Raw genomic sequence first — 13814 nt, forward strand, 5'->3', positions numbered from 1 at the left:
TTTCATAACTTTTCGGGTGAGAAGATAAGATGAGCAAATGGCTGACAGCAGTTTTGACATAACTTCCAAGATTGATCGCATGGAATTAGATAATGCGATTAATCAAGCAATCCGCGAAATCGATACTCGCTTTGATTTTAAAAATACAGGTTCTTCAATAGAACTCAAAGGTGAAGTTATTAGTATCGAAGCAGACACTGAAGAACGCGCTAAAGCTGCTCTTGATGTTGTTAAGGACAAGATGATTAAGCGCGGTGTTTCTCTCAAGCATTTAGATGCTGGGGCACCACAACTAAGTGGAAAGATTTATAAAATTGCTGCGCCTCTTAAAGAAGGAATCTCAACTGAGAATGCGAAGAAAGTTGCAAAATTCCTACGCGATGATGGTCCTAAGTCACTTAAAACTCAGATCCAAGGCGATGAACTTCGCGTGACAAGTAAGAGTCGCGATGATCTACAAACAGCCATGGCGCTAGTTAAAGATGGCGCATGGGACTTTGCAGTTCAATTCACGAATTTCCGTTAATTGACTAGATATAAAACCGGCTTAATCTTCGGTGTATCTGCGTACACCTTGTGGGGCGCATTTCCTTTGTACTGGCCACTTTTGCAACCAGCTAATCCAATGGAAATTGTTTCTCACCGTGCTGTCTGGTCGCTTTTTTTCTGTTTAATTGCACTTGGAATTGCTAAGCAACTTAAGAGCACATACGCACTACTTAAAAATCCAAGAGTCTTTTTTCGCTTATTACTTGCTGCGGGGCTGATCTCAGTTAATTGGCTCGTTTATATCTGGGGAGTAAACAATGAGCACGTTGTTGAAACTGCACTTGGGTATTACATCAACCCGCTAATCATCATTGCTTTTGGCGTAATTATGTTGCGCGAAAAAATGCGCAAACTTCAATGGATGGCAGTTAGTTTTGGTGCACTAGGTGTAATCGTCTTAACCATTGATTATGGGCGTCTTCCATGGATTGCATTGGCACTAGCGTTTTCTTGGGGTTCTTACGGTCTTGTAAAGAAGCAACTCAACCTTGGAGCACTTGAAGGTTTGGCTATTGAAACATTGCTTTCACTACCTTTTTACGGTGGTTATTTGATCTACATCGGACTCAATGGAACTGGTCAACTCGGATCATCTGTTGGATTATCTCTATTGCTCATCGGCGCTGGTGTTGTTACTGCGATTCCGCTCTTGTTATTTAACGGTTCTACAACTCGACTGCCATTTACCATTATTGGTTTACTTCAATACATCACACCAACCATTCAATTCTCAATTGGTGTGTGGGTTCGTCATGAAGATATGCCAACAGCGCGTTGGGTTGGATTTATGATTATTTGGGCAGCGCTAATAACGCTAGCGGTTGATCTACTTAAATCAGGCCGTACGGTCAATAACAGCGTCGCACAGGGATAACAACGCACCTGTTGGCGCGCCAACTGGCAGCGGACCAAGTGCGGCGCGTGCTTCTTTAGCAATTGAAACTAATTGAGAACGTGATTCATCGAGTGCTTTGTGCTGGCGTAATTCGCGTAACACCTGGGCAACGGTTGTTTCATCTTCAATAGGTCCACTGAGTAAATGACGAAGTTCAGCGTCGGCTGAATCGTGTGATTTCATAACATTTAGAGTTACTAGCGTTGGAATTCCTTCACGTAAATCTGTTCCAGGAGTTTTACCTGACTCAAAGGATTCACTTGAAATATCAATGACGTCATCAGCTAATTGAAATGCAACACCCATCTTTTCGCCAAAAGTTGTAAGAGTTTCCATGATGTCGCGAGGAGCACCTGATAAAAGTGCGCCAAAACGTGCACTGGTGGCAATCAGAGATCCTGTTTTATCTGCAACAACATTGAGATAGTGCTCGAGTGCATCGACACCGGCACTTGGTCCTTGGGTCTCCATGATTTGCCCAATAACAAGGCGTTCAAATGTTCGTGCTTGCAGGCGAACAGCTTCTGGGCCCATATCTGCGAGCAAATCAGAAACTTTTGCAAAGAGATAATCACCAGTCAAAATAGCAACAGAGTTAGTCCAGCGAGTATTGGCACTCATAACTCCACGACGAAGTGGCGCTTCATCCATCACATCATCGTGATACAAAGTACCAAGGTGAGTTAATTCGCAGACGACTGCAGCATCAATTACTTGCGAACGGCTTGGATCGCCGTAATGAGATGCAATCAGTGTCAGTAACGGACGAAGTCGTTTTCCACCTGCATCAACTAGGTGGCGAGAAGTTTCGATAACGAGTGGGTACTTTCCAACAATTTGTTCACGCAAACGATCTTCTACTTGTGAAAGCCCATCGGAGAGTTGCGCCTCAAACTCTGGCGAGATCTCAGGAATTCCGAGTGATGCCATTAGCGGATGAAGATCGCGATGTTGCTGATGAAATCAAGAAGAGGAGATGGGAATACTCCCAAGAAGATTGTGACAATAACGGCGAACAAAACAGTGATGCGTGTGAGCGCTGAAGGAATAACAACACTCGTTGCATCTTCTAGAGGATCTGAGAAGAACATCAAGACAATTACACGAATATAGAAAAAGGCTGCAATTGCACTAGAAAGAACACCGGCAATAACAACTGACTTTGATCCAGATTCATACGCTGCTGAGAAAATTGAGAACTTTCCAATGAATCCACTCGTCAATGGAATGCCAGCAAAGGCAAGCAGGAATGTCGCAAAGGATGTTGCAACCCATGGCGAACGCTTTCCAAGACCAGCCCAACGATTGAGATCTGTTACTTCTCCGGCGCTATCTCTAACCAATGTAACAACTGCAAATGCTCCAACTGTCGCTACGCCGTATGCGAATAAGTAGTAAATGCTTGCATCAAGGCCGGCCTTATTAAGTGCAATAACACCAGTGAGTAAGAAACCAGCGTGTGCGATAGATGAGTAGGCAAGCATGCGCTTTACATCTCGCTGTGCAATTGCAACAAGTGAACCAAAGACCATTGTGATAATTGCTATGCCGGTAAGTAGTGGGCTCCATGACCATTCGGCATTAGCAAAAACTGTGTAAAAAATACGAAGCATTGCGCCAAAGGCTGCAACCTTTGTGGCCGCTGCCATGAATGCTGTTACAGGAGTTGGTGCACCTTGATACACATCAGGTGACCACGCATGGAAAGGAACTGCACCAACTTTAAATAGCAATCCGATAGATAGGAATGCCATACCGATCAGAAGGAATACATCGTTTCCAGTACCGCCGACTACAGCATTACGGATTCCTGCAAAAGTTACTGAACCTGAATACCCGTAAAGGTAAGCCGCGCCAAATAAGAAAAATGCTGATGAGAATGCTCCCAATAAGAAGTACTTCAGTGCAGATTCTTGTGAAAGTAACCGGCGACGTCGTGAAAGTCCTGCCATCAAATACAAAGGCAGTGAAAGAACCTCGAGTGCAACAAAGAGAGTAATCAAATCTGATGCAACCGGGAATAAGAGCATTCCCGCAACTGCAAAGAGTGTGAGTGGGAAAACTTCTGTAACTTGCTGACCACGAGCAATTGATTCGCGCTCTTCTGGCGAGCCAGGAATTGCAGCAGCTGCGGCTGCGAAATTTTCAGTATCTGCAATGAGAAATACTGAAATAATTGCAATAACAAGAATTGATCCTTGAAGTAATAGACCTGGCCCATCAATGATTACAGATCCCATTGCAGCAGTTGTGGAACCCGAGTTCCTAATTCGCCAGACCTGAACGAGTGAGAGAACAAGCGTTCCAAGAGTGACGCTGACTTGAGCGATCGGACGTACTGATTTAGATGCAAAAGCTTCGATTAACACACCGATAATTGCTCCGGCAAAAACAACCAGCATTGGAGATAAAAGCGAGTATGAAAGTGTGGGTGAGATAAATTCACTCATTTACTTGCCTCCATGTGTAGGTACTGGATCTGTAAAACCTATTTGTGAGAGTACGTGAGCCGCTGCTGGATTAATAATGTTAAGTGCCGGTGCTGGGTAGAAGCCAAGGAAAACAATTACTGCAATCACAGGTGCGATTGCTAACTTTTCACGAAGATTTAAATCTGCAAGATTTTCATTTCCTGGAGTCGTTGGTCCATGCAATGCACGCTGCACAGGAATCAAGACATAGAGCGCTGCTAAGACAATGCCAAATGTTGCAATCACCGCTGCTACTGGATAGCGCGTGAAAGTTCCAACAAGAACTAGGAATTCGCTAACGAAGCTTGAGAGCCCTGGTAAAGCCAAGCTGGACATGCCTGCAATAAAAAATGACCATGCCATTACAGGAGTCACTCGTTGTAATCCACCAAAGTCAGCAATTGTTGAAGATCCTCGACGAGAAATCATCCAGCCAGCAACTAGGAATAGTGCAGCCGTTGAGAAGCCGTGGTTAAACATATACAAAGTCGCACCGCTGTGACCTTGAGTGGTCATTGCGAAAATACCCAACGTGATGAAACCAAAGTGAGAAATAGATGTGTATGCAATCAAACGTTTGATGTCTTTAGCCCCAATAGCAAGGAATGCTCCGTAGACAATTGAAATAACAGAAAGTGTGATGATTGCAGGTGTAAATGTTTTCGTGGCTTCAGGAAATAACGCTAAGCAGTAGCGAATCATTCCGAAGGTACCAACTTTGTCTAGAACACCTAAGAGTAAAACCGATGTTCCAGGCGTTGCAGACTTTGCAGCATCTGGCAGCCATGTGTGAAAAGGAAACAACGGAGCTTTAATTGCAAAGGCAATAAAGAAGCCAAGGAATAAGAAGTTCTGGGTTGTCGAACTCATTTCAAGTTGAGAAAGAGCAGCGATATTAAATGTATGTCCACCTTGCTCGCCTGAGAGAACGTATAAACCAATAATTGATGCGAGCATGAGTAATCCACCAAAGAGTGAATAGAGCAAGAACTTCACAGCAGCTGCCGTGCGTTCTCCGCTTCCATAGCCACCAATAAGGAAGTACACGGGAACCAACATCGCTTCAAAGAAGACGTAGAAGAGGAATACATCTGTTGCTGCAAATACGCCGAATGACATTGTCTGCAGAACCAAAATCAATATATAAAAAGTCTTAGTGCTCCAGCGCCCGTTATCTGATTCATTCCAGCCCGCAAGAACAACAATTGGTGTGAGCAGCGCGGTCATGAGAATAAGAACAAGTGCAATTCCATCCACACCAACTGCGTACTTAATGCCAAATGATTTAATCCAGTCATAGCTTTCAACAAATTGAAGATCGGTATTGGCTCGCTCAAATTTAACAGTCATCAAAATAGTGGCAACTGCTGCAATAAGAGTTGTGCCCAAAGCCATTTGCTTTGCGAGCAAAGATTTGGTTTGTGGCAGCGTCGCAATCAACGCAGCTCCAACTAGCGGAATTGCCATGATCAACGTTAAATAGTTCATAGCGTCACCGCCCAAATTGCTGCTATTAACACAACGGCCCCAATGACGATTAAGGCTGCATAGCTACGAACGAAACCAGTTTGGGTTGAGCGAAGTGAGCTACCTGAGGCAAGTGCAGCTGCTGCAACCCCACGGACAGTTCCATCGACTACAACATCATCTGTCTTAACAAGTAAGCGAGTGAGTGCTTGCCCTGGACGCATGAATACGCTTTCGTTGAAATCATCTTGTAACAAGTCACGACGTGCGATTCGTGTAAAGATTGAAACATCTGTAGGGGCAGTATCTGCAACTGTTCCGCGGCCATATTTAAACCAAGCAAGCGCCGCGCCAATAATGACGACAGTAAGTGCCATTAAAGAAATTACAACTGGTGGCAAAATTTCTGGTCCGTGACCCTCGTGCGCTTCAAAGAGAGGTTCGAGCCAATGAACAAGTGCTTCACCGCGAGAAAGTAAGAATCCTGAAGTAACAGAACCAATTGCAAGAATGCCCATTGGAAGTAACATTAAAAACGATGACTCATGCGGTGGATGATTGATGTCATAGCGCGGTGTTCCGGCAAATGTAAGAATCATTACGCGAGACATGTAAAACGCTGTAAGGGCTGCGCCAAATAGAGCCACGGATCCAATAAGGATTCCCTTTATTCCGCCAGCATAGAAAGCTGTTTCAATGATTTTGTCTTTGGAATAGAAGCCAGCAAAAGGTGGAACACCCAAAATTGCTAGGTAACCAAGGCCAAATGTTGCAAAAGTAATTGGCATGAAGTGTCTGATGCCGCCGAACTTTCTCATATTTACTTCATCGCCAGTTCCGTGCATAACAGAACCTGCACCAAGGAACATTCCAGCTTTAAAGAAACCGTGTGTTAACAAGTGCATGATTGCAAATGCATAACCAACTGGTCCAAGACCCGTGGCTAAAACCATGTAACCAATCTGAGACATAGTCGATGCTGCAAGTGCCTTCTTAATGTCATCTTTTGCAGTACCGATAATTGCACCAAAGAGAAGTGTGATTGCACCAACTATTACAACCAGTAATTGCGCAGTTGGTGCGGCATCAAAAATAAAGTTAGAACGAGTAATTAAGTAAACGCCCGCTGTAACCATTGTTGCTGCGTGAATCAACGCTGACACAGGAGTTGGACCTGCCATCGCATCGCCAAGCCATGCTTGCAATGGGAACTGCGCAGATTTTCCTGTTGCAGCAAGTAAAAGCATGATTCCAATTGCAGTCAGGGCGCCTTCTGATGTGCCTTCTGCTGCTTCTTTAACTCCGCTAAATGAAACTGTTCCCATCGTTGCAAAAGCGATCATGATTGCAAATGAAAGACCCATATCGCCAACACGGTTAGCAATAAATGCTTTCTTCGAAGCTGTTGCATATGCAGGCTTGTGATTCCAGAAACCAATTAATAAATATGAAGCAAGACCCACGCCTTCCCAGCCAACGTAGAGATTGAGGTATGAATCGCCCATAACGAGTAATAACATCGAGGCGATAAAGAAGTTGAGGTAGGCAAAGAATCTACGGCGGTCCTTATCGTGATCCATATATGCAATTGAATAGATATGAATCAACGTGCCAACGCCTGTAATGAGAAGAACGAAGCAGATAGATAATTGATCTACAAGTAATCCCGCATCGATATTAAAAGAACCAACTGAAATCCAACTAAATAGTTTTTGCGAAACCGCGCGATTCTCAGGGCTTCGACCGAGCATTTCATAGAACTGAACAGCGCCAAGTATGAAAGACATTCCAGAGAGCGCAGTTGCTAATAAGTGGCCCCAGCGATCAGCTCGACGACCAGCAAGTAATAAAAGTGCAGCCCCAAATAAAGGTAACGCGATGAGATATACCAAACCGTTATTTACTAACATGGCTATCTCTTCAACAAACTAGCATCGTCGACAGATGCTGATCGACGAGAACGATAAATGGTCACGATGATTGCTAGGCCCACAACTACTTCGCAGGCAGCGACAACCATGGTGAAGAAGGCAACAACTTGGCCATCTAGATTTCCATTAATGCGTGCAAAAGTTACAAATGAAAGATTGGCAGCATTAAGCATTAATTCAATACACATAAAGACAACGATTGCATTGCGGCGGACAACAACACCGATTGCACCGATAGTAAAGAGAAGTGCTGATACATACAGATAGTTAGTTGGATTCATTACTTCTCATCCCTTACTTCTGTATTAACTTGATCGAGTTGGAACTCTGAAGAATCAATCATGTCGCCACGTGTGCGAAGAGTTTCAGAAATTGAGGCAGGTGCTGGAGTTCCATCTGGCAACAGTGCGGGAACATCTACAGCGTTATGTCGAGCAAAAACTCCAGGACCAGGTAATCCTGCGGCGGTTGCAAGTGAACCGGAACGGAAACGTTGTTCGGATAGATCGCGCTGTGATGGTCGTGCGACTTCACGTTGGTGGTGCGCTAAAACCATTGCGCCAAGGGCGGCGGTAATCAAAAGTGCTGAAACAACTTCGAAGGGCCAGACATATGTTGAAAAAAGAAGTTGTGATAATCCCTGAACATTTCCAGCTGCATTAGCAGCATCGAGTCCAACTGGTTCGCGGCCAAGGGTTGCGCGACTAATGAGTGAAACCATTAATCCACCAAAACCAATTGCTGCAGTAATTGCAATTGGTCGCAAGCCACGAATTGTTTCGGTAAGTGAATCTGCAGCGTCTACACCGACTAGCATCAAAATAAACAAGAAGAGCATCATGACTGCGCCGGTATAAACAACTACCTGAACAATTCCTAAAAAGAGGGCGCCTTGTGCGATATAGAAAAATGCGAGAGTAACCATTACCCATGCAAGCAAGAGAGCAGAGTGCACTGCCTTCTTAACTAGGAGCATGCCGACCGCAGCAACCACGGCAAGTGGTCCCATGATCCAAAATAAAACGGACTCTGGCATTACTTACTTCACCTCTTGCGATGGATGCGCTTCTGGAACTTCACCGCGGTAATAAGTGTGGTGATCTGCTTCTGGATACATTGGATGAGGTGGCATCAACATTCCTGCGCGAAGTGGTGCTAATAAATCTTCTTTTTCAAAGATCAAACTTGAACGGGAGTTATCGGCAAGCTCATATTCATTTGTCATTGTCAGCGCACGAGTTGGACACGCTTCAATGCAGAGTCCACAGAAAACACAACGCAGATAATTAATTTGATACACCTGGCCGTAACGCTCTCCTGGAGACATTCGGTTTTCTTCAGTGTTATCGGCGCCCTCCACATAAATCGCATCGGCAGGACATGCCCACGCACAGAGTTCGCAACCAATACATTTTTCTAAACCATCTGGGTGGCGATTTAGTTGATGACGGCCATGGAAGCGTTCTTGTGTTGGAGCCTTAACTTCTGGATATTCAACAGCCAATGTCTTCTTAAACATCGTGCGAAATGTGAGCCAAAAACCCTTTGCTTGTGCGGCTAACGTTGCAGGACCTTCGTTGACGACAGGTGAGTATTCAACTTTGTTAACGTCGACATCTTTAGAAACTCTTGGCTCTATGTAATCAGACACGTTCGCTCCCCTTGCTCGGTAACTCTGGAACTGCAAAATCTGGCTTAGATAACTCTGGACGTGGAGCATTCTTCTTTTTCTGTTTTGCATTATCGAAAGCAATATTTGCAAACATAACTAAGGCAACAACCACTCCTGAGAAGATCAGAATTCCAATACGAGAGGTTCCTTGTTGTGAAAGTACGCGAAGCGTTGCAACGACCATAATCCAGAAGAGTGAGACTGGGATCAAAACTTTCCAACCAAATTGCATGAATTGGTCGTAACGCATACGTGGAAGAGTTCCGCGTAACCAAACAAATATAAAGAAGAATCCAGCAACTTTTATAAAGAACCAGATAGCTGTAAACCAGCCACCTAGCCATGCCTCAGTAAATCCAAGTCCTGGAGGTGCGTGATATCCACCAAGGAAGAGTGTTGTTGCAAGTGCTGATACACCAACGATGTTTACGTATTCGGCCAAGAAGAAGAGTGCAAATTTCAAAGATGAATACTCCGTATGGAATCCACCGACGAGTTCGCCTTCTGCTTCTGCCAAGTCAAATGGTGCGCGGTTTGTTTCACCAACCATTGAGATCGCATAAATAACAAATGATGGGAATAGAACTACTGCAAACCACCATTGATCTTGCGCTGCAACGATGTCAGATGTGGACATTGAACCTGAGTAAATAAATACTGAAACAAGTGAAAGTCCCATTGCGACTTCATATGAAATTACTTGGGCACTAGAACGCAATCCACCAAGTAGTGGATACGTTGAACCAGAAGACCAACCAGCAAGCACAATTCCATACACACCAACTGATGCGATTGCTAGGACGTAGAGAACGCCGACTGGAATATCAGTCATCTGCATAACTGTTTTATGTCCAAACAAAGTAACTGGACCTGTCACTGGAATAACGGCAAAAGCCATAAAGCATGTGGTCGCGCTAATAATTGGCGCAATAATGAAAATGACTTTATCTGCAGCTGCCGGAATTAAATCTTCTTTCAGCGCCAACTTAACGCCGTCAGATAAGGATTGAAGTAATCCAAGTGGACCAACTCTGTTTGGGCCTGGGCGCTCTTGCATGCGAGCAACAATGCGTCGCTCTGCCCAAATTGCAAGGAGTGTAAGAACCACGCAGGCTGCAAAAACTAGAAGACCTTTAACTGCAATTATCCAACCTGGATCTGTTGCTAATAACTCTGCAGTACTCATGCCTTCACCACCTTAACTACGCCACCATGTGCGTTGCCAAGTGTGGAGAGAAGTTCTGAGCCGCGTGAATTTCGTGGCGCCCATACGGCGTCGTCATGAATATCTTCAACAAGGACTGAAAGCACAACACTTCCCTGCGCATTTGAAATTGAAATTCGATCTCCAGTTGTTACACCAATTGATGTTGCACGCTTTGGAGAAATAACTGCCACGGTCTGACGAGCGGTGCCTGCAAGATTGTCTTCACCCTTTTGCAGAGTTCCAAGATCTAGTAAACGGCGCCACGAAGTAAGCAGCGCTTCATCTGCTGCAAGTGTTGCTGCACCACGTGCAGGTGTCGCAGTAAATGGTGCACGGGCACCATCCCATGGACCAAGGGATGCAATTTCGCGAGCTGCTGCAGAAACTGTTCCAAGTGAAATAGTTTTTCCAAGTGCATCTGCAATCATTGAAAGAATTCGAACATCACTGCGATTAAGTGAATCTGCAACAGCGGCATCAAATGCACGTGCGCTGCTAGTCCAGTTAAGGAATGAGCCGCTTTTTTCTGTTACTGCCGCAACTGGCAATACAACATCTGCACGTTCAGTAACCGCACTTGGTGCAATTTCTAATGAAACAACAAAGGCTTTCTTAAGTGCTGTCAGTGTCTCTGCTGTGTTATCCAAATCATGTGGATCAACTCCACCAACAACGAGTGCGTTGATATCTCCGGCATTTACTGCCGAAATAATTTCTTTTGTAGAACGGCCAATATTTGCCGGCACTGATTCAACAGACCACGCACTTGCAAGATCTACACGGGCAGCAGCATCTGTAACAGGACGTCCACCTGGAAGTAGATTTCCGATTGCACCTGCTTCGAGTGCGCCACGTTCTCCGGCACGGCGAGGAATCCAAGCAAACTTTGCACCAGATTGTGATGCAAGTGCTGCGACCGCTGAGAGTGCGCCAGCGCTTTCAGATGCTCGTTCTCCGACCAAGATAATTGATTGCGCAGACAATGATTGTGAAGTAATTGCTGTGCTTTCCGAACCAGGTGCAACCTTTACAAATGTTGCTCCTAGTTTTTCTACACCGATTGAAAGCTTTGTTCCAATTGAAGTGACTTTAAGTCCACGCTTCTTCACTTGCTTATTGATTCGTAAGAAAACAATCGGTGACTCTTCTTCTGGTTCGAAACCAACTAGAAGTACGTGATCAGCCTTGTCAATATCTTTATACGTTGCACTTGTTCCAACAACGTGAGCCGCAAGGAAGTCGCGCTCTTCATCAGAAGTTGCACGTGCGCGGAAATCAATGTCATTCGTTGCAAGTGCTATGCGCGCAAACTTGCTGTATCCATATGCGTCTTCATACGTTGCGCGACCGCCAACTAGAACTGCAGCTTTTGCACCAGATAAACCTGCGGCGGCGACGGCAATTGCTTCTGGCCACGATGTAACAACTAATTCGCCATCAGAGTTACGAACCATTGGTTGTGAGAGACGATCAATGGCTGTGATGTATTTAAATGCCCAGCGACCCTTATCGCAATTCCACTCTTCATTAATTGTTGGGTCATCTCCAGCGAGTCGACGTAGTGTCTTTCCGCGACGAACATCTGTGCGCATGTCACAACCAGATGCGCAGTGCTCGCATGCAGATGGAGTTGAAACTAAATCAAATGGACGTGCGCGGAAACGATATGACGCACCAGTGAGTGCACCTACTGGACAGATTTGAACTGTGTTTCCGGAGAAATAAGATTCAAATGGTTGGTCTTCATAGATACCAACTTGTTGCAATGCGCCACGTTCGTTCAGAGTAATAAATGGATCACTTGCAATTTGTTCTGAGAAACGAGTGCAACGTGCACACAGAACACAACGTTCACGATCGAGTAATACTTGTGAAGACAAATTAATTGGTTTTTCAAATGTGCGCTTTTTGCCTTCAAATCGAGATTCTGCTTGACCATTGCTCATTGCTTGGTTTTGCAATGGACATTCGCCACCCTTGTCGCACACTGGGCAATCAAGTGGGTGGTTAACTAGTAATAATTCCATGACACCACGTTGCGCTTTTTCTGCGACATCTGATGTGAGTTGGGTCTTAACAATCATTCCTGGTTCAACAGGAATCGTGCATGACGCTTGTGGCTTTGGAAATGCACGCCCATTAATTTCAATATCAACTAAACATTGGCGGCATGCACCAACTGGATCTAAAAGTGGATGATCACAGAAACGTGGAATCTGAATTCCTAGTTTTTCTGCCGCGCGAATAACCAAAGTTCCTTTAGGAACGCTGACTTCAAAGCCGTCGATAACGACAGTAATCATGTCCACAACTTCAGTTGTTTGTGCCTGTGTTGTAGTCATCGCGCACCTGCACTTGAAAAGAGAGTCGATGCAACAGGATCAAATGGGCAACCCTTGCCAGTGACGTGTGCAATGTATTCGTCGCGGAAATACTTAATGGAAGATGTAATTGGACTAGTTGCGCCATCACCAAGTGCGCAGAAAGAACGCCCCATGATGTTGTCACAGAGATCGAGAAGTTTTGCGAGATCTTCTTCTGAACCTGAACCATTTTCAAGATCACGAAGAATTTGAACCAGCCACCAAGTGCCTTCGCGACAAGGTGTGCACTTTCCGCATGATTCATGCTTATAAAACTCAGTCCAACGAAGAACGGCTCGAACAACACATGTTGTTTCATCAAAAATTTGAAGTGCCTTTGTTCCAAGCATTGAACCAGCTGCTGCAACACCTTCGTAATCAAGTGGAGTATCTAAATGTTCATCTGTGAAAAGTGGCGTAGATGAACCACCTGGTGTCCAGAACTTAAGTTTGTGACCAGTACGAACACCACCGGCCATATCGAGAATTTCGCGAAGTGTTATTCCAAGTGGTGCTTCGAATTGTCCTGGATTATTGACGTGACCAGAAAGAGAATAAAGAGTCATTCCCTTGCTCTTTTCTGTCCCGTACTTTTGATACCACTCTGCGCCATTAGCAATAATTGCTGGAACTGATGCAATTGATTCAACGTTATTTACAACTGTTGGACGTGCATACAAACCGGCAATTGCAGGAAATGGTGGGCGCAAACGTGGTTGTCCGCGGAAACCTTCAAGTGAATCAAGAAGCGCTGTTTCTTCACCACAAATATATGCACCAGCTCCAACGTGTAGAACTAAATCAATTCCATTTCCAAGGTGACCAGATTTATATGCATCTTCAATTGCTTGGTTGAGTCGACGAACTACGTGAGTAACTTCGCCGCGAATATAAATAAATCCATGCTTTGCGCGAATTGCATGGCAGGCGATGATGCACCCTTCAATGAGCACGTGTGGATTAGCCATCATCAATGGTGTGTCTTTACATGTACCTGGTTCTGATTCATCTGCGTTAACAACTAAGTAATGTTCTTTGTTATCGCCTTGCGGGATAAATCCCCACTTCATTCCTGTTGGAAATCCTGCGCCACCGCGACCACGTAATCCAGAGTCTTTAACTAATTGAATTACTGCATCAGGATCCATTGCAAGTGCTTTTGCAGATGCTTTATATCCACCATGGCGCGTGTATGCCTCGATGGTAAAAGAATCTTTTTCATCCCAATGTGCTGAAAGGACGGGTGCGAGCTTTGTCAT

General features: G+C 44.9%; 12 protein-coding genes. 2 read left to right on the forward strand and 10 right to left on the reverse strand.

Annotated features, from left to right (window positions below; translation table 11 throughout):
* The first annotated feature begins 37 nt into the window (after nucleotides 1-37).
* Both PHILAsVB114_RS06280 and rarD read left to right on the forward strand, forming a co-directional pair.
* Complete coding sequence (locus PHILAsVB114_RS06280; RefSeq protein WP_095698511.1) at nucleotides 38-526, forward strand: YajQ family cyclic di-GMP-binding protein; 489 nt, start codon at nucleotides 38-40, stop codon at nucleotides 524-526.
* Nucleotides 527-1423, forward strand: a complete 897-nt coding sequence (gene rarD, locus PHILAsVB114_RS06285) for an EamA family transporter RarD (RefSeq protein ID WP_095698512.1) — start codon at nucleotides 527-529, stop codon at nucleotides 1421-1423.
* Here rarD and PHILAsVB114_RS06290 read toward each other — a convergent pair.
* The 10 genes from PHILAsVB114_RS06290 to nuoF are packed head-to-tail and all read right to left on the reverse strand — an operon-like array spanning nucleotide 1385 to nucleotide 13814.
* On the reverse strand, nucleotides 1385-2374 hold the full coding sequence (locus PHILAsVB114_RS06290; RefSeq protein WP_095698513.1) for a polyprenyl synthetase family protein: 990 nt from the start codon (nucleotides 2372-2374) through the stop codon (nucleotides 1385-1387). The genes rarD and PHILAsVB114_RS06290 overlap by 39 nt on opposite strands.
* A complete protein-coding gene (gene nuoN, locus PHILAsVB114_RS06295; RefSeq protein WP_095698514.1) occupies nucleotides 2374-3894 on the reverse strand; it encodes an NADH-quinone oxidoreductase subunit NuoN in 1521 nt (506 codons plus the stop codon). The genes PHILAsVB114_RS06290 and nuoN overlap by 1 nt, the downstream gene beginning before the upstream one ends.
* Nucleotides 3895-5403, reverse strand: coding sequence for an NADH-quinone oxidoreductase subunit M (locus PHILAsVB114_RS06300; RefSeq protein WP_095698515.1), 1509 nt, complete (start codon nucleotides 5401-5403; stop codon nucleotides 3895-3897).
* Complete coding sequence (gene nuoL, locus PHILAsVB114_RS06305) at nucleotides 5400-7292, reverse strand: NADH-quinone oxidoreductase subunit L (protein ID WP_095698516.1); 1893 nt, start codon at nucleotides 7290-7292, stop codon at nucleotides 5400-5402. The genes PHILAsVB114_RS06300 and nuoL overlap by 4 nt, the downstream gene beginning before the upstream one ends.
* 2 nt (nucleotides 7293-7294) lie before the next feature.
* Nucleotides 7295-7594: an NADH-quinone oxidoreductase subunit NuoK gene (nuoK, locus tag PHILAsVB114_RS06310; protein ID WP_095698517.1), complete on the reverse strand. Its 300-nt coding sequence runs from the start codon at nucleotides 7592-7594 to the stop codon at nucleotides 7295-7297.
* Nucleotides 7594-8349: an NADH-quinone oxidoreductase subunit J gene (locus PHILAsVB114_RS06315; RefSeq protein ID WP_095698518.1), complete on the reverse strand. Its 756-nt coding sequence runs from the start codon at nucleotides 8347-8349 to the stop codon at nucleotides 7594-7596. Before PHILAsVB114_RS06315 ends, nuoK begins: the two co-directional genes overlap by 1 nt.
* Before the next feature lie 3 nt (nucleotides 8350-8352).
* Entirely contained in the window at nucleotides 8353-8964 is a 612-nt protein-coding gene (gene nuoI, locus PHILAsVB114_RS06320; protein WP_095698519.1) for an NADH-quinone oxidoreductase subunit NuoI, read from the reverse strand.
* The gene (nuoH, locus tag PHILAsVB114_RS06325) at nucleotides 8957-10171 is read right to left on the reverse strand and encodes an NADH-quinone oxidoreductase subunit NuoH (protein ID WP_095698520.1); all 1215 of its coding nucleotides are present in this window, start codon (nucleotides 10169-10171) and stop codon (nucleotides 8957-8959) included. The genes nuoI and nuoH overlap by 8 nt, the downstream gene beginning before the upstream one ends.
* Nucleotides 10168-12534: an NADH-quinone oxidoreductase subunit G gene (locus PHILAsVB114_RS06330; protein WP_095698521.1), complete on the reverse strand. Its 2367-nt coding sequence runs from the start codon at nucleotides 12532-12534 to the stop codon at nucleotides 10168-10170. Before PHILAsVB114_RS06330 ends, nuoH begins: the two co-directional genes overlap by 4 nt.
* Nucleotides 12531-13814, reverse strand: coding sequence for an NADH-quinone oxidoreductase subunit NuoF (gene nuoF, locus PHILAsVB114_RS06335; RefSeq protein WP_095698522.1), 1284 nt, complete (start codon nucleotides 13812-13814; stop codon nucleotides 12531-12533). The genes PHILAsVB114_RS06330 and nuoF overlap by 4 nt, the downstream gene beginning before the upstream one ends.

Origin of the sequence: Candidatus Planktophila limnetica, from assembly GCF_002288365.1 — a bacterium.
Taxonomy (GTDB): Bacteria; Actinomycetota; Actinomycetes; order Nanopelagicales; family Nanopelagicaceae; genus Planktophila; species Planktophila limnetica.

Coding starts and splice junctions, on each gene's coding strand:
- PHILAsVB114_RS06280 (WP_095698511.1), top strand. CDS start 38: ATGGCTGACAGCAGTTTTGACATAACTTCCAAGATTGATCGCATGGAA.
- PHILAsVB114_RS06290 (WP_095698513.1), bottom strand. CDS start 2,374: ATGGCATCACTCGGAATTCCTGAGATCTCGCCAGAGTTTGAGGCGCAA.
- nuoN (WP_095698514.1), bottom strand. CDS start 3,894: ATGAGTGAATTTATCTCACCCACACTTTCATACTCGCTTTTATCTCCA.
- PHILAsVB114_RS06300 (WP_095698515.1), bottom strand. CDS start 5,403: ATGAACTATTTAACGTTGATCATGGCAATTCCGCTAGTTGGAGCTGCG.
- nuoL (WP_095698516.1), bottom strand. CDS start 7,292: ATGTTAGTAAATAACGGTTTGGTATATCTCATCGCGTTACCTTTATTT.
- nuoK (WP_095698517.1), bottom strand. CDS start 7,594: ATGAATCCAACTAACTATCTGTATGTATCAGCACTTCTCTTTACTATC.
- PHILAsVB114_RS06315 (WP_095698518.1), bottom strand. CDS start 8,349: ATGCCAGAGTCCGTTTTATTTTGGATCATGGGACCACTTGCCGTGGTT.
- nuoH (WP_095698520.1), bottom strand. CDS start 10,171: ATGAGTACTGCAGAGTTATTAGCAACAGATCCAGGTTGGATAATTGCA.
- PHILAsVB114_RS06330 (WP_095698521.1), bottom strand. CDS start 12,534: ATGACTACAACACAGGCACAAACAACTGAAGTTGTGGACATGATTACT.
- nuoF (WP_095698522.1), bottom strand. CDS start 13,814: ATGACAAAGCTCGCACCCGTCCTTTCAGCACATTGGGATGAAAAAGAT.